We start from the raw sequence: 20,336 nt of genomic DNA, 5'->3' as shown, positions 1-20,336 counted from the left end.
TTTCTGTCGTGGTCGGTGTCATCACGCGGCCTCGTATGCAGCCTGGTAAAGATTGTAGCGGGTGCGATCCTCGCCGGTGAGCTCGCGCGTGACCGACCCGCCGTTGAAGACGAGGATGCGGTTGGCATTCCCGAGCAATTCGGCGTCCTCCGAGGAATAGAGCAGGATGCCGAGCCCCTCGCCTGCCAGTTGGCGAATGAGGGCAAAGAGATCGGCCTTGGCCGAGAGGTCGATGCCCTTGGTGGGGTCGTCCAGCAGCAGCACATCCGGCCGATCGATCAGCCAGCGGGCGATGATCACCTTTTGCTGGTTGCCGCCGGAAAGCGAGTTGATCGGATGCAGGAGACTCGCGAACTTCGTATGCATCGCCTCAAGCGCCGGCATCGCCTTTTCCTTGAGCGTTGACGGACGTGCAATCATCAGCCGATCACGCAGGTAATGGATGGGCGTCACATTCTCGATGATCGGTCTGCCGGCAATGACGCCGTCGCGACCGCGGTCACCCGAGACATAGGCGCAACCGCGCCGGATGGCGTCGCGCGGGCTTCTCGCATCGAGACGATCGCCGCCGATGCGGATTTCGCCCGCAGTTGTGGAGCCGGCGCCGAAAATCGCCCGCAACACCGCCGATTGCCCCTGGCCGTGAAGCCCGCCGAGACCGAGGATCTCACCCTTGGCGACCTCGAAGCTGACATTGCGGAAACCGGCACCCGACAGCTTGTCGACGGTCATGGCGTCGCCGGCCGAAAAGCTTGCCACGGCAGGCACTGAGGACTGCGAGGCCGGCATGTCGCCGGCGCCGCCGACCATCAGCCGGATGACCGCGGCAGGATCGGTCTCGTTCAGATTGAGCGTCTTGATCGTCTCACCGTCGCGAATGATCGTCACCCGATCACCGATCGCGGTGATCTCGTCCATGCGGTGCGAAATGAAGATGATGCCGCGGCCGTCGCGCTTTAGCCCGCGCAGGATATCGAAGAAGCGGTCGACCTGTGCCCTGTCGAGTGCCGAGGTTGGCTCGTCGAAGATCAGGATCGGGGCTTCACTTGCCAGTGCCTTCATGATCTCGACAAGCTGTCGCTGATCGGCGCGCAGATTGCCGACGAGCGTCTCGGCCGCAAAACCATCACCGGAAACGCCGGAGAAAAGATCGATGTAGCGCGCCGCGCGCGCCTTCAGGGCGGCACGGTCGATAAAGATTCCGGCTTTGACCGGCAGCATGGCAAGGCAGATATTCTCCTCGACCGAGCGGTTTCCGGCAAGGCTGAGCTCCTGGTAGAAGATGCCGATGCCCTGCGCCCTGGCCGATTGCGGCCCTGATATCGTGACCGGCCGACCGTCGATGAGGATCTCTCCGCCATCGGGGCGCACGCTGCCGGCAATGATCTTGCACAATGTGCTCTTGCCCGAGCCGTTCGAGCCCATGAGCACATGGACTTCGCCGGCGGCGATCTCAAGGTCGCCGCGGCGCAAAGCCAGGGTGGCGCCGTAAGCCTTGCTTACGCCGTTCATCTTAAGTTTCGACATGAGGATCGTCCGTATGATCGGGTCAGAAGCGCCGGGCGGACCACGAGATCCGCCCAGTCTTGAGCGCTTACTTGAAGAGCGCTGCAGCGTCTTCGATTGAAAGGGCGCTGGTGTAGGAGTAGTAGCCCGGCTTGCCGTCGACCTGCTTGGCGGCATCCGCCAGGTTCTTGGAGTCGATGAACGGGATCGGCAGGTACATGGCGTTCTTGTACTGGCCAGCCGTTGCCGGTTCCTTCAGTTCCTTGCCCTGCAGCATGAGGACGGCGACATTGAGCGCGCTTGCCATGACGCCGGGCGGATTGACGGTCGCGCCGGAGTTCAGCTTATCCTTGCTCCAGAGATCGATGAAGTCCTTGCGGATCTCGCCGGTTGCTGCGATCTGGCTGGCCTTGCCGGCATCCATGATCGACTTCCAGGCGCCGGCAGCCATGCCGTCCTGCACGACGACGCCGTTGACGTCAGGATAGGTCGCCAGGATGTTCTGCATTGCCTGTTGGCCCTGCGCCTGATCCCAGTTGGCGTTGACCTCGTTGACGACTTGGATATCCGGATAGTCCTTGAAGACGCTCTTATAGCCGGCGACCCGCATCTCGTTTGCCGGGTGGCCTGCGACGCCGTTGATCGCCACGACCTTGCCCTTACCACCGAGCGTTTCGGCAAGCCACTTGGCACCGGCCGCACCCCATGCCGTCTGGTCGATGCCGACATAGGTGGCATCCGGCGAAGAGACTTCGGCATCAGTGGCGATCACCAGAATGCCCGCTTCCTTCGCCTGCGCGAAGATCGGGTCGAAGGCCGTCGGGCTGTTGGGGTTGATGATGATGGCGTTGACGCCCTCGGCAATGAAATTGCGCACATGGGCGATCTGCCCGGGCACGTCGACATTGGCGCTCTGGACGCTGACTTCGACGTCGACGCCCTTTTCCTTCCATTTTTCCGCGGCCGCCTTGGCCTCGTCGATCATCTGCGTGCGCCACTCGCTGCCGACCCAACCATTGGACAGACCAATCTTGAAGGTCTCGGCATTGGCGAGCGAGGCGGAGATGGCAATGGATGCGACGGTGCCGAGTGCTACGGCGATAAGCTTCTTCATAAGATCCTCCCAAAATCTTGCGAGAACCATGAAGCCAGAAAATGTAATCGATTTCAATGGGGGTTTTCAGCGATTTTTGATGGGTTTTTCGAATTTCCGTCGTGAACCTGCGCAAGGTGTGATCTGGCCGGGCCAATCGCCCGGATTGCTGGGGAAAGTTGGCGCTTTCCGTGCCGCTCGTCCCCACTTGGCCGTATGTGTCCTTGGCCATCGAGGCGGCACATGCAAAAGCAAGGCAAGGCGAAAGCTCGATTCGCATCCGCACTCGGCCAAAGCAGGACCGCGACCATGAAATGACAGAAGCGATGAGCGGTTTTGCAGAAGCCGCCTTCAACCCAGCGACCTGTTGCTGGAACTGCAACACTTCGTTGCTCGCCGACCGGCTAGCCGGCATTTGCCCTCAGCCAATAGTGTTAAGTTTGGGCAAAGAACAACAACTGGTCCCCAACCAGAGGAGAACATCATGACCGGAAAACCCGGAGCCGCCGCAGGCGGGCTCTATCTGCACATCCTTGTGCTCGCGATCGTCATCGTCTCCGAGCTGATCGGCATTCAACGCCTGTCGATCGGCCTCGGCACCGTGATCTTCCTGCCGATCCTTTATGCCTTCGCACTCGGCATCATGCTCAATCCCGCCATTTTCAAGGCGAGCGCCAAGTTCATTTCCAAGGATGCGGTCAAGCTGTCCGGCGCCATGATCACCGTTGCGATCATGCCTTTCATTGCCAAGTTCGGCACAACAGTCGGACCACAGATCTCCAAGATCATCGAGGCCGGACCGGCACTCGTGCTCCAGGAACTCGGCAATCTCGGCACGATCCTCATCGCCTTCCCGGTCGCCGTGTTCCTCCTCAAGATGGGCCGCGAAGCCGTCGGCGCCACCTATTCGATCGATCGCGAGCCCAACATCGCGCTGATCGCCGACAAATACGGCCTCAACTCGCCGGAAGGCGCCGGCGCCATGGGCGTCTATGCCACCGGCACACTCATCGGCACATTCGTCTTCGCGATCATGCCGCCGCTCGTCCACGGCCTCGGCATCTTCGACGTGCGCGCTCTTGCCATGTCCTGCGGCGTCGGCTCCGGCTCGATGCTTGCGGCCTGCACCGGCGGTCTCGTCGCCGTCGTTCCGGACCAGAAGGACATCATCCTGGCGCTGGCAGCGGCCAGCAACATCCTGACCTACGCGACCGGCCTTTATGTCGGCATGTTCGTCGCCCTGCCGCTGACGGAATGGCTTTACAACAAAGCCCGCCCGTCCGACCGCAAAACAGCCTGATCGGGGAGACAGGAACAATGGCCAATCAAACCAACACCACCGCCAATCTTGCTGATGACCTGCCGCTGAATGCGGAAGATGAGCGCAAGATCGATGTCGTCAAACACTCCGGGCTGCTGCTGATCGCCTGCGCCATCGGCCTGATCGCCAACTGGGTCGGAACGGGCACGTCGCCGCTCATCGCCCTGCCGGGCATGGCGGTGCTCTATGTCGCCTGCATCATCGGCCTCGGCTTTGCCCGCTTCGTACCCTTTTACCTGCCTGGTGTCGCCTGGGTATCGCTGATCGCGATCCTGATCACCATTCCCGGCGTCCCGGGGGCTGCCTGGGTCAGCGAACAGGTCGAGCACCTGAACTTCCTGGCGCTCGCCACGCCGGCGCTTGCCTATGGCGGCCTGGCGCTGACAGCGAGCGAATTCGCCATCGCCCGTCGTTCGGGCTGGAAGATCGTCATCGTGGCGATCTGCGTGATGATCGGAACCTATATGGGCTCCGTCGTCGTTGCCGACCTGTTCCTGAGATTGGGCCAGTAGGATAGAACTGTGGCCGGCCGCTTTGCGGCGGCCTTCAATTTGCAGATACAGGATGAACGAGATGAGCCGCCACGAAATCAGCCCTGACCGCATCGCGGAAACGATCGCCTGGCGCCATCACCTGCACGCCCACCCCGAACTTGCCTTCGAGGAACGGGAAACGTCGGCCTTCATTGCAAGCAAGCTCTCGGAGTGGGGCATTGCCGTCAAAGGCGGCTATGGCGGCACCGGCCTTGTCGGCACGCTGTCGCGCGGCACCTCGTCGCGCACCATCGCCATCCGCGCCGACATGGACGCGCTGCCGATCGTCGAAGCCAGCGGCGTTGCCTACGCGTCGCAAACATCCGGCAAGATGCATGCCTGCGGCCATGACGGTCACGTCTCGATGCTGCTCGCCGCGGCGCGACAAACCTCCGAGATGGATTTCGACGGTACCGTACACTTCATTTTCCAGCCGGCGGAAGAAGCGGAAGGTGGCGCCCGCGCCATGGTCGCCGACGGCCTCTTCCGTGATTTTCCGGCTGACGCAGTCTATGCCCTGCACAATTGGCCGGCGCTTAACGTCGGCACCTGCGTTGCCCGCGACGACGCGATGATGGCCGCCTTCGGCGTGTTCGAAATCCGCATCACCGGCAGAGGCGCCCACGGGGCGATGCCGCATGAGGGCGCCGACCCGCTGGTTGCCGCAGCCCAGATCGTCTCCGCGCTGCAGACGATTGCCAGCCGCAACGTCTCGCCGCTCGACGCAGCCGTCGTCTCCGTGACCCAGATCCACGGCGGCGATGCCTGGAATGTCATCCCGCAGGAAGCTGTCATCCGCGGCACGACACGCTGGTTTGCGAAAGAAGTCGGAGAAATCCTCGAAAAGCGCATGCGGACGCTGACGGCGGCCATCGCCGAGGGCCTCGGCTGCAGCGCCGATCTCGACTATCAGTACCGCTATCCCGCCACGATCAACGATGCTGCATCGGCCGCCTTCGTGCGCTCGGTCGCAGCAAAGGACAGTGCCCTTTCGGTCGTCGATGCCGCCCCCAGCATGGCTGCGGAAGATTTCGCCTTCATGCTGGAGGAACGCCCCGGCTGTTACCTCTGGCTCGGCGCACGCCGCGAAGGCGCCAACCCCGGCCTGCATTCACCGCACTACGATTTCAACGATGCGATCGTTCCGCAGGGCGTCGACCTCTGGACAAGGCTGATCGCCACATCTCTTGGTCGTTGACCTCAAACCGTTTCCGTCGCACATGACCACCATGGACGTGCTCGACGCGAAAGCGCTCAAGATTTTTATGGCCGTTGCCCGCATCGGATCGATCCGGGGCGCGGCCGAACACATGGGGCTGGCGCCGTCGGTCGTCAGCCGCCAGATCGCCGACACCGAACGCGAGATCGGCCTTGGGCTGTTCGAACGAACAGCACGCGGCACAGTGCTGACGGATGCCGGCGAACTCGTTCTCGAACACGGCAAGCGTGTTCTTGAAGACAACGGCCTGCTCGCCGAACAGCTCGACCAGATCCGCGGCGTCCAGCAGACGCGCATCCGCATTCGTTGCGGCGAAGGTTTCATGGCGGACCTTGTCGAACACGGGCTGTCGTCATTCTCGAGGGCGCATTCATATGTCCGCTATATCGTCGAACTCGGCAGCACCGAGGACGTGGTCGATGCCATCGCCAACAGCGACGCGGATATCGGCATCGCCTACACACCGCTGACGGACCCGCGCATCCGGGCGCTGGCAATCGCCCGCCAGCCGCTTTGCGTCATTGCTCCGATCGGGCATGCCCTCGCCAGCCGCACCGGTCTGAAACTGGCGGACTGTCTGACCTCGCCCTGCGCCATGCTCGGCAAAGGCAACGGCGTCACCCAGATCGTTGCCCGCGTCGCCGCCGACGCCGGCATGGCACTGGCGCCGTTGCTCGAAACTCATTCGATCGAAGTGTTGCGCCGTTTCGTCGCCTCCGGTCTCGGCGTCACCTTCCTGCCGAGGACCGCCGTCTCCGGCGAAATCGACCGCGGCGTCATGCAGGCGGTCGACCTTGAAGATCCGCTGCTGCGCGAGGCGAGCGCTCACCTGATGGTGCGTGCGCATCGCCGCCTGCCGCTCTCGGTAGAAAAACTCGGCCAGCATCTCGCGCAGGAAATGCAGTCCTTCAAAGCCTGAGGCTTACCGAACCGGCATCCGGACGGCCCGTTCTGCACTCAGTTCCACCGACAGGAAACCTTTACGCGAGTTGACCGTTGTAGCTCCAGGACAGAGGAGAAGGTTGAATGGCATCCGTCCGATACATCGTCGCGGACGTCGACGAGGCGGTCGCGTTTTATCGAGACAATCTCGATTTCAAGATCGACAAGCACAACCCGGGCAAGTTCGCCGCGCTGCTGCGCGACGACCTGACGCTGTATCTCAGCGCCCCAGGTGCCGGGAGCGGTGGTCAGGCCGGCGGTGATCCGAAGCCGGGCGGGTGGAACCGATTTATGATCATTACAAACGAGGTCGATGTCCTCATTGAGCGGTTGCGCCGCGCTGATGCAAGATTCCGTGGTGAAATCAGCGACGGCGGTGCCGGCCGCGCCATCCTACTCGAAGATCCGTCGGGCAACGTCATCGAGCTATTCGAGTTCAAGAAGGACTGAACCTGACGTAAAGCTGATGGCGGCGGGCGGTTGCCTTCGATACGTCGTCTGCTCATGGTCATGGCGCGTTCCGCCACCGACGTCAGGTTCCCGTCTTTGACCAAACGGACGGGCCGGAATCCACGCCCATCTCAGTCGTCCGGTATATGGGTTCACGGCTTAGATCATCGCCGTGGGCAAAGCGGCCACCAGCGCATCGACCGCAAGACGGACTTTCAGCGGCAAGTGCGGCGTGCGCAACCAAAGGGCATAGTTGTCGAACACATATCCCGGCTCGCCTTGCAACACTTCGACAAGGACGCCGGACTTGATGCGGTGGCGAACGAGCCACGACGGCAACCAGGCCAGCCCCATTCCGGCAGCCGCAGCATCGGCGATGGCCTCGAGATCGTCCAGCCGCAAGCGATTGGCGGGCGTCACTTCCAAAACCTGCTGCCCGTCGCGCGGGAAAAGCCAGGGATGCACCCATCCAGGTCTATTATATGTCACCGCATGATGGCCGCCCAGATCGTCGATCTGTCTCGGGGTGCCATGGCGCTCGACATAGGACGGCGATGCGCACACAACCATGCTGTGGCTGGCAAGCCGACGGGCGATCAGCCCGGACCTGTCCTCCAGAGTGCCGGTGCGGATGGCAAGGTCGTAACCATCCTCGGCGAGATCGACGATGCGATCGCCGAAGGAGAGCTCAAGCTCGAGCCTTGGGTATTTCCGGGCAAACTCCATCAGAATGGGCGCGACGCACCGCCGGCCGAGCAGCGCCGGCATGGTGACGCGCAACCGACCGCGCGGCTCGGAAAGCTGATCGGCCGCAAGTGCGTCTGCCGCTTCGGCCTCCGCAAGGATGACACGGCAGCGGTCATAATAGGCGCGACCGAATTCGGTCAGGCTCTGTCGACGCGTCGTGCGGTTGATCAGACGCACGCCGAGCCGCTCTTCGAGAAACCGAACATGCTTGCCGACCATCGGCCCGGAAAGGTCGAGCGCTTCCGAGGCGGCCGCAAACGAGCCGAGATCCACGGCTTTGACGAACACCGCCATGCTCGTAAGGCGATCCATATTCGAAACTCCTGGTTTCTACTTCTCTGCCAAATCCGACATTTATCGAATTCCAGCCGACGCGCATAGCTTATTCAGTTCAATCATTACGGAGTTTATGGCTGATGGCACGCGTCGTTCGTTTTCATGAGCATGGTGGTCCGGAGGTTCTGCGCATTGAGGATCACGATGTTGCCGGACCCGGCACCGGCGAGGTCCAGATTCGCGTCAAGGCCCTTGGCCTCAATCGCGCCGAGGCGCTGCTGCGCTCGGGCCGGTACATCGAGACGCCGACATTGCCGTCCGGTCTTGGCCTCGAGGCTGCGGGGGTGATCGAAACGATTGGCGGCGGGGTCGACGGTTTCGCGCCAGGCGACGCCGTCAGCATCATTCCGCCGATATCGATGGTCCGCTGGCCCGCCTATGGTGAGCTGGTCACCGTCCCTGCCGCGCAGGTGGTCAAGCATCCGCCGTCGCTCAACTGGGAAGCGGCAGCAGCCGTCTGGATGCAATATCTCACGGCCTATGGCGCCCTGATCGACATCGCCAAGCTCGGCAGGCAAGATTTGGTCGTGATCACCGCCGCCTCGAGCAGTGTCGGATTGGCGGCCATCCAGATCGCCAACCTGGTCGGCGCAACCGCAATTGCCGTCACGCGAACCTCTGCCAAGAAGCAGGCCTTGTGCGATTTCGGCGCAGCCCATGTGATCGCCTCAGCGGAGGAAGACCTGGAAGCCCGACTGAAGGAGATTGCCGGTCCGCAGGGCATCCACGTGGTATTCGACCCGATCGGCGGGCCGATATTCGAACCGCTGACGGCGGCGATGTCACATGGCGGCATCCTGATCGAATATGGCGGCCTCAGCCCTGAGCCCACGCCTTTTCCGCTGTTTGCCGTCCTCAGCAAGACGCTGACGTTGCGTGGTTACCTCGTCCACGAGATCATCGGTAATCCCCAGCGGCTGGAGGCGGCCAAGGCCTTCATCCTCGACGGGCTGACCTCAGGTTCGTTGCAACCGGTCATCGCCAGGACCTTTCCGTTCGAGCAGATCGTCGAGGCGCATCGCTATCTCGAGACGAACGAACAGTTCGGCAAGATCGTCGTGACAATCTGACGATTGGAGCATTTCCAGGAAAAGAGCCAAGCGGTTTTCCGTCGGGAATGCCTAAAGCAAAGGGATCGGGCGTTTCTGCCACTCCGCCAAAACCGGAAACGCTCGATGCCTCGGGCCGGCATCCGCTGAACCACCGACGTTGCGGCGCCAGCAACGCAGTGTACCGGCCCCGCCGTCTACCCGCCCCGGATACCCCGTGCCACCTTCTCAGCACCAAAACAAACGCTGAGGGTGACACCGGATATGACGACGAAAGAGAGAGCGATAGGCGTGGTCGGGCTTGGAGCCATGGGGCTCGGCATGGCGACCACGCTCACCAGCAACGGCTTTGCGGTGAAGGGCTTCGACCTTTCCGACGGCAGACGCAAGCTGGCGGACGAAGGCGGTGTGGCGCCTTGCGAAACGCTTGCCGACGTCTTCGTCGATACCGATTTCATCGTTTTCTCGCTGCCGACCGCCAAGGACGTCGCAGCCGTCGTCGAGGCCAATCTTGACGCCCTGAAGGCTGCCGACGACCGTGTCGTCATCATCGACACGTCCACGTCGGAACCCGACGTTTCGCGCGATCTCGCCGCCGGTCTCAACGCACTTGGCCACGGTTTCCTCGATGCGCCCGTCTCGGGCGGGCCGGCGGGTGCTGCAAGCGGCATGCTGACGATGATGATCGGCGGCAGTGACGCCGATGTTACCCGCGCGAAAATGGTGATCGATGCGATGGCGGCCAAGGCCCTGCATGTGGGCCCAAGCGGTGCCGGCAATGTCGCCAAGCTCGTCAACAACTTGCTTGCAGCCGCCCATATGGTGACGACGGGCGAGGGCCTGAAGCTGGCGCTTTCGGCAGGGCTAGAGCCCGAACAGGCGCTCAAGGTGCTGAACGCCGCCTCGGGCAAATCGATGATCAGCGAAGTGCATTTCCCGACCTGGGTGATGAACGACCGCTTCGACAGCGGCTTCACCATGGGCCTGATGCGCAAGGACGTGCGGCTTGCAAGTGAGCTTGCCGCCCGCACCGGCGCCGCACTGCCGCTTTCGGCGGCAGTCGCTCGGCTCTGGGCCGAAAGCCCGCTCGACAATGCCGACGACTTCACCCGCATGGGCGCCTTTCGCGCCACGGCCAACGACAACTGAGACGACAAGGGGAAGACAATGAACGACATGACCATGCCGGCCGCCAAGGCCGAGCGCATCCGCGCGCTGTTTCATGGCTTCCTGCCCGGCAGCGAGATCGGAAGCTATGTCGACGGCGTGCTGGTGGCAGGCTCCGGGCCTGAGCAGAACCTGACCGACCCGGCGACCGGCGAGGTTTTCGCCACGTTCAAGGACGCCGGCAACGACGTCATCGATGCGGCCATGGAAGCGGCGACGCGGGCGCAGCGCGAGTGGATGGCCATGACGGCATCCGCCCGCGGCCGGGTGATGAACGAGATCGCCCGCAAGATCCGTGAGCGCGCACCTGATCTGGCCGAGCTCGAAAGCCGTTCCGCTGGCCGGCCGATCCGCGATATCCGCGGCGAAGCGCTGCGGGTCGCCGAGATGTTCGAATATTATGCCGGCTGGTGCGACAAGCTGCACGGCGAGGTCATTCCGGTCCCGACCTCACACCTGAACTACATCAGGCACGAACCGGTCGGCGTCGTTGCCCAGATCACGCCCTGGAACGCGCCGCTCTTTACCGGCGGCTGGCAGATTGCACCGGCGATCTGCGCCGGCAACGGCGTCGTGATCAAACCGTCGGAGCTGACGCCGCTCAGCACGCTTGTCCTCGGAGCACTTTGCGAGGCGGGCGGCGCACCGCGCGGACTCGTCAACGTCATCGCCGGCCAGGGCGTGACCGCAGGCGCCGCGATGGTTGCCCATCAGCAGACAGCGCTCGTCGTCTTCGTCGGCTCGGCCCAGGCCGGATCTGCGATTGCGGCAGCAGCTGCGAAGAACGTCGTGCCCTGCATTCTCGAACTCGGCGGCAAGTCCGGCAACATCGTCTTTGCCGATGCGGATGTCGGCCGGGCGATCGTCGGCGCGCAGTCGGCCATCTTCTCGGGCGCCGGCCAGAGCTGCGTTGCCGGTTCCCGTCTGTTGATCCACCGCTCGGTGCATCAGCAATTCGTCGAGCGTTATGCCCGCGCCGCCGAACGCATCCCGGTCGGAGATCCCTATCTCGACGCCACCCAGATTGGCCCGATCAACAATGCCCGCCAATGGGCAAAGATCGACGAGATGGTGCGCCAGGGTGTTGCCGAAGGCGCAACGCTTGCAACCGGCGGCGCCAAGCCCGCAGCGCTTTCGTCCTCCGACGGCTTCTTCTTTGCCCCGACCATCCTCGACAACGTCAAGCCCGACATGACCATCGCGCGCGAGGAAGTCTTCGGCCCGGTCGTCGGCGTCACGGTCTTTGACGACGAGGAAGAAGCGGTGGCGCTTGCCAACAACAACCCTTACGGTCTCGCGGGCGCTGTGTGGACACGGGACGTCGGGCGAGCCCACCGCATGGCCGCGCGCGTGCGCGCCGGCACGTTCTGGATCAATGGCTACAAGACGATCAGCGTGATGTCGCCCTTCGGCGGCTTCGGCCGCTCCGGATACGGCCGCTCCAGCGGCCGCGACGCGCTGCTCGCCTACACCCAGACAAAGAGCGTCTGGGTCGAAACCGCGGAAAATCCTGCCGTCGTCTTCGGCTATGCCCCGGAGGCGTAAGGCAGTCGAGCGAATGAAATGACAGAAGGGCCGGCGACGCCGACCCTTCTCTCTTGCTCGGGGCCGTTTCGTCAGGCGGCGCGGCTCCAGCTTTCGCGCGTTGCAACACCTTCCAGCTTGAACTTCGCCAGCATCGTGCGGAGCTGGCGGCTTTCTTCGGCGAGCGTTCCGCTCGCAGCCGTCGTTTCTTCAACCATTGCCGCATTCTGCTGGGTCATCTGGTCCATGTGGTTGACCGAGGTATTGATCTCCTGCAGTGCGGTTGCCTGTTCGCGTGCGGCGGTCGCGATCGTATTGACGTGGCCGCTGACATTGTTGACCAGGGTCTCGATCTCCAACAGCGCCTCGCCGGTCGAGCGCACCAGCGACACGCCGTTTTCGACCTCGCTTGCGGAGCTGTGGATCAGCGTCTTGATCTCCTTGGCGGCGTTCGCCGAACGCTGCGCCAACTCGCGGACTTCCTGGGCGACGACGGCAAAGCCGCGTCCGGCCTCGCCGGCACGGGCGGCCTCGACGCCAGCGTTGAGCGCCAGTAGATTGGTCTGGAAGGCGATCTCGTCGATCACCGAGATGATCTGGTTGATCCGGTTCGACGAATCCTCGATGCGGCCCATGGCGTCGATTGCGCTGCGCACGATCGCACCCGATCGTCCGGCACTGTCCTTGGTGGCGCGCACCATCTCGTGCGCCTCATTGGCCCGCGCAGACGCGGTCCGGACCGTCGAGGTGATTTCGTCGAGGGCCGCCGCTGTCTCTTCGAGTGCTGCCGCCTGTTGCTCGGTACGCTTCGACAAATCGTTAGCCGCCGAGCTCAACTCCACCGAATTGTCGTTGATCGTGCCCGCCGCAGTACGGACGTTCTGCATCGTCGAGCGCAGGGTCACCATCGTGGCGTTGACGTTGGTCTGAAGCTCGGCGAACGCGCCGTGGAATTCACCGCGCATGGATTGCGTCAGGTCGGCGTCTGCGAGTGCTGCCACGACGCGGCGGACCTCGTTGACCGTCAAATCGACGCTCGATACCAGCTCGTTGACGCTGGCGGCAAAGCGGTTGAGGTCCTCGTTATCGTAGTCCTTGGTGATGCGACCGGTGAAATCGCCGGCAACGGCCGCGGCAACCACGATGCTGATGTTGGACTGGAGATCGCTGCTGCGTGCATGCAGCGCCGCCTCCTGGGCCTTCATGTCGCGCATGCTGATGGCGTTCTTGCGGAAGACTTCGACGGCGCGGCCCATCTCGCCGATCTCGTCGCGGCGTGAAGGGTCGGCGCCATCGCCATCAAGCTTGCCGTCGGCAAGTTCGCTCATGATCGACGTCAGCGTTTGCACCGGAAGCACGATGCCGCGGCGCGCGACGAGCAGGCTGACGGCCACGCCGAAGACGATACAGGCGCCGGCTGCAGCCAAGAGGATCGTCATCGCGACGGAGGAAGATTCGAGCGCCTCGGCGCGAGCAGCGGCAAGAGCATCGCCGGAATAGGTGCTGTAGGCCTTGACGGCGGACGTCACGGTCTTCTGGGCGTCGAGCGCCTTGTCGAGCGCGGCCTTGACGGCAGCGGCGTCGGCGCCATTCGATCCGGCGACGGCAATCATTGCGCGGATCTCGTCGAAATAGCTGTTCAGCGTCGTGCGGATGTCGTTGAGAAGCTTGTCCTCGGCATCGTCGGCGACCGCCTCGATCTTGGTGACGCGAGCGAGCATTTCAGCGGCGCGCGTTTCCGTTTCCGCACCGAACTCCGAAGCCTTACCGGGCGTAGCGGCCAATTGATAGGTCATGCGGCTGATGGCGATGATATCGACCCTGAGGTCCATCGCCTCGCGCGCGGCTTCTTCGCGGGCGCCGACTTCGACGATCGTCGTGCCGAGTGAAGAGAGCCCGCGCGCACCGGCAAGGGCGATCAGGGTTGACGAAATGCCCATGACCACGACCACGAGGCCGACCTTGGTCAATATCGATAAATTCTTGAACGCCACTGCCGTGACTCCTGTGATGTCGCGATCGCGCTGGTTTGCAGGACATGGTCGGCCAAACCGGTGGGAGGAGACCCGGAATGTTGCGCGCGCTCCGAGGGAGGAGGCGGAGATCTCAAGCGCACCGACCGAGAGATACTTAGTAATTGCGAATTTAAATTAGCGTTAAAACAGCAACATCAGGATCGGCCCGGCCAAGGCGGCGCCCATCCGAACGGCCTTTCAAACGCAAAGCGGGCGGGCGATTTCTCGCCCGCCCGCAGACCGCCGCAGCAGTCTTGGGAGATCATTTCTTGCCGTAGCCGCCGCCCGTGGGCGTGACGACGGTAAAGGCCTCGCCGGCTTCCAGAACCGTATGGGCGCAGCCCGACAGCTCTTCGGTTCGCCCGTCGTTGCGACGGACGAGGTTCTGGCCGAGATTGCCGGGCTCACCGCCCTTGATGCCGAAGGGTGCAACACGGCGGTGACCGGAAAGGATCGCGAAGTCGAGCTTTTCCCGGGCACGAATGGTGCGTTTCGTGCCGTCGCCGGCCGACCACTTACCCTTGCCGCCGGAGCCGCGGCGGATGTGGAAGTCCTCCAGCACCACCGGGAAGCGGGTCTCAAGAATTTCCGGATCGGTCAGACGCGAATTGGTCATATGGGTGTGGACCGCATCGGCGCCATTGTAACCCGGCCCCGCCGACGCGCCCGAGCAGATCGTCTCGTAATACTGGTAGTGCGCGTTGCCGAAGGTCAGATTGTTCATCGTGCCTTGAGCGCCTGCCTGGCTTTCGACGGCACCGAAGAGGCAGTTGGTGACAGCCTGGCTGACTTCGACATTGCCGGCAACGACCGCTGCGGGATAACGCGGGGTCAGCATCGTGCCTTCCGGGATGACGATGTGGATCGGCCTGAGGCAACCGGCGTTCATCGGGATATCGGCCTCGACGAGAACGCGGAAGACATAAAGCACCGCCGCCCGAGTGACCGGAGCGGGCGCATTGAAATTGTCCGAACGCTGTTCCGACGTGCCGGTGAAGTCGACGGTGGCCTCGCGCTTGTCACGATCGACGGTGATCTTCACCACGATCTTGCAGCCCTGATCCATCTCGTAGGAGAATTCGCCGTTAGGCAGTTGGTCCAGCACGCGGCGCACGCTTTCGGCGGCATTGTCCTGGACGTGGCCCATATAGGCCTCAACGACATCCTCGCCGAACTGCGCGATCATCTTCTTGAGTTCCGCCACGCCCTTTTCGTTGGCGGCAACCTGCGCCTTCAGGTCGTTGACGTTCTGCACGATGTTGCGAACCGGATAGCGCGCGCCATTGAGCAACGCCTCAAGTTCGGCCTCGCAGAAGCGGCCGGCATCGATGAGCTTGAAGTTGTCGATATAGACGCCTTCTTCCTCGATGTTGGTCGCCAGCGGCGACATTGAGCCGGGCGAAATTCCGCCGATATCGGCATGATGGCCGCGGCTTGCGACCCAGAATCGGATCTCCCTGCCCTGGTCGTCGAACACGGGCGTGCAGACGGTCAGGTCGGGCAGATGTGTGCCACCGTTGTAGGGCGCATTGATCAGGAAGACGTCGCCGGGGTGAATGACCGGGTTCTCGCGGATCGCAGTTGCGACCGAGGCATCCATCGAGCCCAGATGCACCGGCATGTGCGGCGCATTGGCAACGAGATTGCCCCTGTTGTCGAAGACCGCGCAGGAGAAATCGAGACGCTCCTTGATGTTCACGGAGTAGGCGGTGTTCTGCAGAGTCACGCCCATCTGCTCGGCGATCGACATGAAGAGATTGTTGAAAATCTCGAGCATGACCGGATCGGCCTTGGTGCCGATCGCGCTGCGCGCCGGCAGCGCCTTGACGCGGCGAAGCACGATATGGTCCTTGGCAGTCAGTTCCCCCTGCCAGCCGTCCTCGACGATAACGGTCTGGTTCGGCTCGATGATGATCGCCGGACCGTCAAGGCGTTGGCCCGGCTTGATCTCGGAGCGAAGCGCCACCGGCGCATCGTGGAACTGGCCCTGGGAATAGAAGCGGGTGCTGCGGCTAAGCGCGGGCGCACCTGCCGTCGTCGCCAGGCCTTCACCTTCCATCTGGGCAGCGCCGCCGCCGACGGTTTCGACCTCGACAGCGTCGATCACCAGCGCCTTGTTGTCGGCGACGAAGCCGAAGCGGCGCTTGTGCAAGGTCTCGAATTCGGCGCGTAGGCGGGCGATATCGTCATGCCCGGGGAAGGTCGCATCGACAGCCAGGACCGTGTCGGTGCCGGCATAGCGGATATGGGCGCGAAGATGGGTGCGGATCTCGTTGCGGCCGATGCCCTGTGCTTCGAGTTCGCCGAGGCATTCGACCTGCAGGTCGGACCCAAGCTCGGCAAGCGCCGAAGGCGCCTTGTCGTCGAGCGCAACGCCGAGCGCCTTCTGACGGGTGGCGCGGATATCGGCGAGCCCCATGCCATAGGCCGACAGCAGGCCGGACATAGGATGCACCAGAATGCTCTTCATCCCCAGCTGATCGGCGACAAGGCAGGCATGCTGGCCACCGGCGCCGCCGAAGCAGCTGAGCGCGTAACGCGTCACGTCATAGCCGCGCTGGACCGAGATCTTCTTGATCGCCTCGACCATGTTGGCGACCGCAATGCGGATGAAACCGTCGGCAACATCCTCAGGCGCCCGGCCATCGCCGATTTCGGCTGCCATCGCGGCGAAACGCTCACGCACCGTCTCGACATCGAGACGCTCGTTCTGCTCCGGCCCGAACAGCGCCGGGAAGAATTCCGGCATCAGCTTGCCAAGCATCACATTGGCGTCTGTGACCGCAAGCGGCCCGCCGTTGCGATAGCAGGCAGGGCCCGGATTGGCGCCGGCGGAATCCGGTCCGACGCGGAAGCGCTCGCCGTCGAAATGCAGGATCGAGCCGCCGCGGCGGCAACCGTGTGGATCAGCATCATCGGCGCGCGCACGCGCACGCCGGCGACTTCGGTTTCGAAGGCGCGCTCGTATTCGCCGTCGAAATGGGCAACGTCGGTAGAGGTGCCGCCCATGTCGAAGCCTATGACGCGGTCGAAACCGGCCGCTTCACCGGTTTTCGCCAACCCGACGACACCGCCAGCCGGACCAGAGAGGATCGCATCCTTGCCCTGGAACATGTCGGCGGCCGTCAGGCCACCCGACGACATCATGAACATGACCCGCGCGCCGGAGCGCTCGACGTCGAGTTCGCTCGACACCTGCGCCACATAGCGGCGCAGCACCGGCGAGAGATAGGCGTCGATGACGGTGGTATCGCCGCGACCGACATATTTGATCAGCGGCGAGACTTCGTGGCTGACCGACACCTGCTCGAAGCCCATTTCGCGGGCAAGCCGGGCGACCAGCGCCTCGTGCTCCGGATATTTATAGGCGTGCATGAAGACGATCGCGACGGTGTTGTAACCCTGGTCGCGAAGCGCCGTCAGCGCCTGGCGCGCCTCGGCCTCATCCAGTGCCTGCTCGACCGTGCCGTCGGCCAGCACCCGTTCGCCGAGCTCCACAATATCCTTGTAGAGCGCTTCCGGCTTGATGATTTCGGTGGCGAAGATGTTCTTGCGCTCCTGGTAACCGATCCTGAGCGCGTCACGGAAACCGCGCGTCGTCACCAGTGCGAGCGGTTCGCCCTTGCGCTCAAGCAGCGCATTGGTCGCGACCGTCGTGCCCATACGCACTTCGCTGATGAGCCCGGTCGGGATCGGCGTGCCGGTCGGCAGGCCAAGATGCAGGCGGATGCCGTGCACGGCGGCATCACGATAGGCTTCCGGATTCTCCGACAGCACCTTGCGCGCATGCAGAACGCCTTGCGGGTCCCTGCCGATCACGTCGGTGAAGGTGCCGCCACGGTCGATCCAGAAGTCCCAGCTGCCGGTTTCGCGTGCGCTCATCGTCCATCCCTCTCACTCGTCTGCCGCCAGCTCGGGTCGGCTCCGAAATTCATCAAAGCAGTTCGTTGACAAAATGTCGATAAAATGATGACATAAAATCGTCAAGATGAGGAAGTGCTGAATGACGAAGAAGTCTGAGGAGAGCTTTGAAGGGAGGGAATGGGCGCAAGACGCTTTGCCCGACCACATGAAGCCCGTGTCCGCGATCGGACCGATCGTCTCCTCCGCACATCTGGCCGAAGGCGGGTCCCCAGGGCTCTCGGAAGTCGAGTACGGTCTGATTCTCGCTTCTCACGCGTTTCATCGCTGGATGGTGCGCTGCATGGCTGCCGCCGGTGTGCCCGGCCTTTCCTCCACAGAAATTCTCATCCTGCATACGATCCGCCACCGCGACCGCGGCAAGAAGCTCGCCGATATCTGCCTCGTGCTCGACATCGAAGACACGCATGTGGCGACCTATGCCATCCGCAAGCTCGAGGCGGCCGGCCTTGTCACCACAGGCAAGGCGGGCAAGGAAAAGACCATCCAGATCACCGACAAGGGCGCGGAAGCCTGCACCCGTTATGCGCAAATCCGCGAGCGCCTGCTCGTGACCTCGACGGCCAATGCCCGCCCTTCCGAGGAGACACTCTCGGAAATCGCCGCTGTGCTGCGCTTCATGTCGGGGGCCTATGAACAGTCCGCGCGTGCCGCGACCACATTGTGACAAGGAAGATCGCGTGACCGCTGATACGACACCCCCGCTGCTGGCCGTAGAAAACCTGTCCGTCGCCTTCAATGGCAATGCCGTCGTCGAAGACCTGAGCTTTTCGGTCACCGCGGGACGGACGCTGGCAATCGTCGGCGAATCGGGCTCCGGCAAATCGGTGACCTCGCTTTCGATCATGCGGCTTGCCGACATGATGGGAGGTCGGTTCCCCTCCGGTCGCATCCTGTTCCAGGGCAAGAACGGCGCGGTGAACCTGACGGCCGAACCGCAGAAAGCGATGCGCAGCATTCGCGGCAAGGAGATCGCCATGATCTTCCAAGAGCCGATGACGTCGCTCAATCCGGTGTTCACGATCGGTGACCAGATCGCCGAAGTGCTGATGCTGCACGAGAAGATGACGAAAGCCGAAGCTCTCACCGAGACATGCCGGCTGCTCGACATGGTGCGGCTGCCCGATTCCGCCGAGCTCGTCGGCCGTTATCCGCACCAACTCTCCGGCGGCATGCGCCAACGCGTCATGATCGCCATGGCGCTTGCCTGTCGCCCGAAGCTTTTGATCGCCGACGAGCCGACGACGGCGCTCGACGTGACCATCCAGGCCCAGATCCTCACCATCATCCGCGACCTCCAGAAGGAGCTCGGCATGGCGGTGATCTTCATCACCCATGACATGGGCGTCGTCGCCGAAATGGCCGACGATGTCGTCGTCATGTGGAAGGGCCGCAAGGTCGAGGAAGGTCCGGTCGCCGAGATCTTCGCCAATCCACAACATCCCTATACCCAGACGCTTCTTTCCGCCGTGCCGAAGCTCGGCAGCATGACCGGCGAAGACTTCCCCAAGCGCATGCCGCTGACGATGATGATCGACGGCGCGCCGAAGCTTGTCGGCGAAGAGCATATCCAGCGCACCGCCCGCTACGACGCAGCACCGATCCTCTCCGTGCGCGATCTCGTTACACGCTTTGACGTCAAGAAGAACCTTTTCGGCAGGGCCACGCACCGCGTTCACGCAATTGAAAATGTCAGCTTCGACATTTTCCCGGGCGAGACCCTGGCACTTGTCGGCGAATCCGGTTCCGGCAAGTCGACGATCGGCCGTACAATCCAGCAGCTCCAGAGCGCCACCTCAGGTGAAATCCTCTTCGGCGGACGCCCGGTCTCCGCCATGAGCTTTGCCGAGCGCCAGCGGCTGAAACAGGAAATCCAGTACATCTTCCAGGATCCCTTCGCCTCACTCGACCCGCGCAAGACCGTCGGTTTCTCGATTGCCGAACCGATCCGCACCCATGGGCTGATCCTTGGCAACAAGGAAATCGAAAAGCGCGTTCACGAACTGCTCGAGCGGGTGGGGCTGACCTCCGCCCATGCCGAGCGTTACCCGCATGAGTTCTCCGGCGGTCAACGCCAGCGCGTCTGTATCGCCCGGGCGCTCGCATCCCGGCCCAAGCTCATCATCGCCGACGAGGCGCTATCGGCGCTCGACGTGTCGATCCAGGCCCAGATCATCAATCTGTTCATGGAGCTGCAGGAACAGGAAGGCCTCGCCTATCTTTTCATCAGCCATGACATGGCCGTGGTCGAGCGCATGAGCCACCGCGTCGCCGTGCTCTATCTCGGCCAGGTGATGGAATTCGGTAGCCGCCGCCAGGTGTTCGAAACCCCGACCCATCCCTATACCCGCCGGCTGCTATCGGCCGTTCCGGTCGCCGATCCCGGCAAGGGGCGCGACCGGGGGATGATCGAAGGCGAGATCCCGAGCCCGATCCGGCGTGTCGGAGAAGAACCCGCGGTGCTTCCGCGCAAGGAGATCGCGCCGGGCCATTTCGTGGCCCTGGACGCGTAA

General features: G+C 63.1%; 14 protein-coding genes and 1 pseudogene. 10 read left to right on the top strand and 5 right to left on the bottom strand.

Going from position 1 to position 20,336, the window contains the following annotated elements:
• Nucleotides 1–21: 21 nt before the first annotated feature.
• Both BKP54_RS13150 and BKP54_RS13145 read right to left on the bottom strand, forming a co-directional pair.
• Nucleotides 22–1,527 (bottom strand): sugar ABC transporter ATP-binding protein, encoded by a 1,506-nt coding sequence (locus BKP54_RS13150; protein ID WP_025429273.1) that lies wholly within the window; start codon nt 1,525–1,527, stop codon nt 22–24.
• Between the two features lie 67 nt (nt 1,528–1,594).
• On the bottom strand, nt 1,595–2,620 hold the full coding sequence (locus tag BKP54_RS13145; protein WP_084814505.1) for an ABC transporter substrate-binding protein: 1,026 nt from the start codon (nt 2,618–2,620) through the stop codon (nt 1,595–1,597).
• A 463-nt stretch (nt 2,621–3,083) separates the two neighbouring features.
• On the opposite strand from BKP54_RS13145, the gene BKP54_RS13140 reads away from it, so the two are divergent.
• From BKP54_RS13140 to BKP54_RS13120, 5 genes are all read left to right on the top strand, one after another.
• Entirely contained in the window at nt 3,084–3,899 is an 816-nt protein-coding gene (locus BKP54_RS13140; RefSeq protein WP_025429275.1) for a DUF3100 domain-containing protein, read from the top strand.
• A 17-nt stretch (nt 3,900–3,916) separates the two neighbouring features.
• Complete coding sequence (locus BKP54_RS13135; RefSeq protein ID WP_025429276.1) at nt 3,917–4,432, top strand: hypothetical protein; 516 nt, start codon at nt 3,917–3,919, stop codon at nt 4,430–4,432.
• A gap of 61 nt (nt 4,433–4,493) precedes the next feature.
• A complete protein-coding gene (locus BKP54_RS13130) occupies nt 4,494–5,651 on the top strand; it encodes a M20 aminoacylase family protein (protein ID WP_084814538.1) in 1,158 nt (385 codons plus the stop codon).
• 22 nt (nt 5,652–5,673) lie between these two features.
• Nucleotides 5,674–6,591, top strand: a complete 918-nt coding sequence (locus tag BKP54_RS13125; RefSeq protein WP_245317829.1) for a LysR family transcriptional regulator — start codon at nt 5,674–5,676, stop codon at nt 6,589–6,591.
• Nucleotides 6,592–6,698: 107 nt separating this feature from the next.
• Nucleotides 6,699–7,064, top strand: coding sequence for a VOC family protein (locus BKP54_RS13120; RefSeq protein WP_025429279.1), 366 nt, complete (start codon nt 6,699–6,701; stop codon nt 7,062–7,064).
• Nucleotides 7,065–7,223: 159 nt separating this feature from the next.
• Here the strand turns inward: BKP54_RS13120 and BKP54_RS13115 are convergent, their stop codons facing one another.
• On the bottom strand, nt 7,224–8,123 hold the full coding sequence (locus BKP54_RS13115; RefSeq protein ID WP_025429280.1) for a LysR family transcriptional regulator: 900 nt from the start codon (nt 8,121–8,123) through the stop codon (nt 7,224–7,226).
• A gap of 104 nt (nt 8,124–8,227) precedes the next feature.
• Here BKP54_RS13115 and BKP54_RS13110 point away from each other — a divergent pair, with 104 nt between their 5' ends.
• The 3 genes from BKP54_RS13110 (at nt 8,228) to BKP54_RS13100 (ending at nt 11,908) form a co-directional block, all read left to right on the top strand.
• Nucleotides 8,228–9,217 carry a zinc-dependent alcohol dehydrogenase family protein gene (locus BKP54_RS13110; RefSeq protein ID WP_084814504.1) on the top strand — a complete coding sequence of 330 codons (990 nt, stop codon included), beginning with the start codon at nt 8,228–8,230 and terminating at the stop codon, nt 9,215–9,217.
• A 243-nt stretch (nt 9,218–9,460) separates the two neighbouring features.
• Entirely contained in the window at nt 9,461–10,345 is an 885-nt protein-coding gene (locus tag BKP54_RS13105) for an NAD(P)-dependent oxidoreductase (RefSeq protein WP_025429282.1), read from the top strand.
• 18 nt (nt 10,346–10,363) lie between these two features.
• Nucleotides 10,364–11,908, top strand: coding sequence for an aldehyde dehydrogenase family protein (locus BKP54_RS13100; RefSeq protein ID WP_084814503.1), 1,545 nt, complete (start codon nt 10,364–10,366; stop codon nt 11,906–11,908).
• A 71-nt stretch (nt 11,909–11,979) separates the two neighbouring features.
• Here the strand turns inward: BKP54_RS13100 and BKP54_RS13095 are convergent, their stop codons facing one another.
• The gene (locus BKP54_RS13095; protein ID WP_057222835.1) at nt 11,980–13,881 is read right to left on the bottom strand and encodes a methyl-accepting chemotaxis protein; all 1,902 of its coding nucleotides are present in this window, start codon (nt 13,879–13,881) and stop codon (nt 11,980–11,982) included.
• Nucleotides 13,882–14,164: 283 nt separating this feature from the next.
• Nucleotides 14,165–17,784 (bottom strand): annotated as a pseudogene (locus BKP54_RS13090) (hydantoinase B/oxoprolinase family protein).
• A 121-nt stretch (nt 17,785–17,905) separates the two neighbouring features.
• Between BKP54_RS13090 and BKP54_RS13085 the strand changes: the two are divergent.
• Nucleotides 17,906–18,490 (top strand): winged helix DNA-binding protein, encoded by a 585-nt coding sequence (locus BKP54_RS13085; RefSeq protein WP_025429285.1) that lies wholly within the window; start codon nt 17,906–17,908, stop codon nt 18,488–18,490.
• Nucleotides 18,491–18,503: 13 nt separating this feature from the next.
• A complete protein-coding gene (locus BKP54_RS13080; protein WP_025429286.1) occupies nt 18,504–20,336 on the top strand; it encodes an ABC transporter ATP-binding protein in 1,833 nt (610 codons plus the stop codon).

It is taken from the genome of Ensifer sp. 1H6 (genome assembly GCF_001976035.1).
Taxonomy (GTDB): domain Bacteria; phylum Pseudomonadota; class Alphaproteobacteria; order Rhizobiales; family Rhizobiaceae; genus Ensifer; species Ensifer canadensis.
The sequence above is the reverse complement of the archived record's forward strand: the minus strand, read 5'-3'. Positions and strand labels throughout refer to the sequence as shown.

Excerpts from the sequence above, each read along its gene's own strand:
- BKP54_RS13140 (WP_025429275.1), top strand. The coding sequence starts at position 3,084 with ATGACCGGAAAACCCGGAGCCGCCGCAGGCGGGCTCTATCTGCACATC.
- BKP54_RS13110 (WP_084814504.1), top strand. The coding sequence starts at position 8,228 with ATGGCACGCGTCGTTCGTTTTCATGAGCATGGTGGTCCGGAGGTTCTG.
- BKP54_RS13085 (WP_025429285.1), top strand. The coding sequence starts at position 17,906 with ATGACGAAGAAGTCTGAGGAGAGCTTTGAAGGGAGGGAATGGGCGCAA.
- BKP54_RS13120 (WP_025429279.1), top strand. The coding sequence starts at position 6,699 with ATGGCATCCGTCCGATACATCGTCGCGGACGTCGACGAGGCGGTCGCG.
- BKP54_RS13115 (WP_025429280.1), bottom strand. The coding sequence starts at position 8,123 with ATGGATCGCCTTACGAGCATGGCGGTGTTCGTCAAAGCCGTGGATCTC.
- BKP54_RS13150 (WP_025429273.1), bottom strand. The coding sequence starts at position 1,527 with ATGTCGAAACTTAAGATGAACGGCGTAAGCAAGGCTTACGGCGCCACC.
- BKP54_RS13105 (WP_025429282.1), top strand. The coding sequence starts at position 9,461 with ATGACGACGAAAGAGAGAGCGATAGGCGTGGTCGGGCTTGGAGCCATG.
- BKP54_RS13135 (WP_025429276.1), top strand. The coding sequence starts at position 3,917 with ATGGCCAATCAAACCAACACCACCGCCAATCTTGCTGATGACCTGCCG.
- BKP54_RS13125 (WP_245317829.1), top strand. The coding sequence starts at position 5,674 with ATGACCACCATGGACGTGCTCGACGCGAAAGCGCTCAAGATTTTTATG.
- BKP54_RS13130 (WP_084814538.1), top strand. The coding sequence starts at position 4,494 with ATGAGCCGCCACGAAATCAGCCCTGACCGCATCGCGGAAACGATCGCC.
- BKP54_RS13145 (WP_084814505.1), bottom strand. The coding sequence starts at position 2,620 with ATGAAGAAGCTTATCGCCGTAGCACTCGGCACCGTCGCATCCATTGCC.
- BKP54_RS13100 (WP_084814503.1), top strand. The coding sequence starts at position 10,364 with ATGAACGACATGACCATGCCGGCCGCCAAGGCCGAGCGCATCCGCGCG.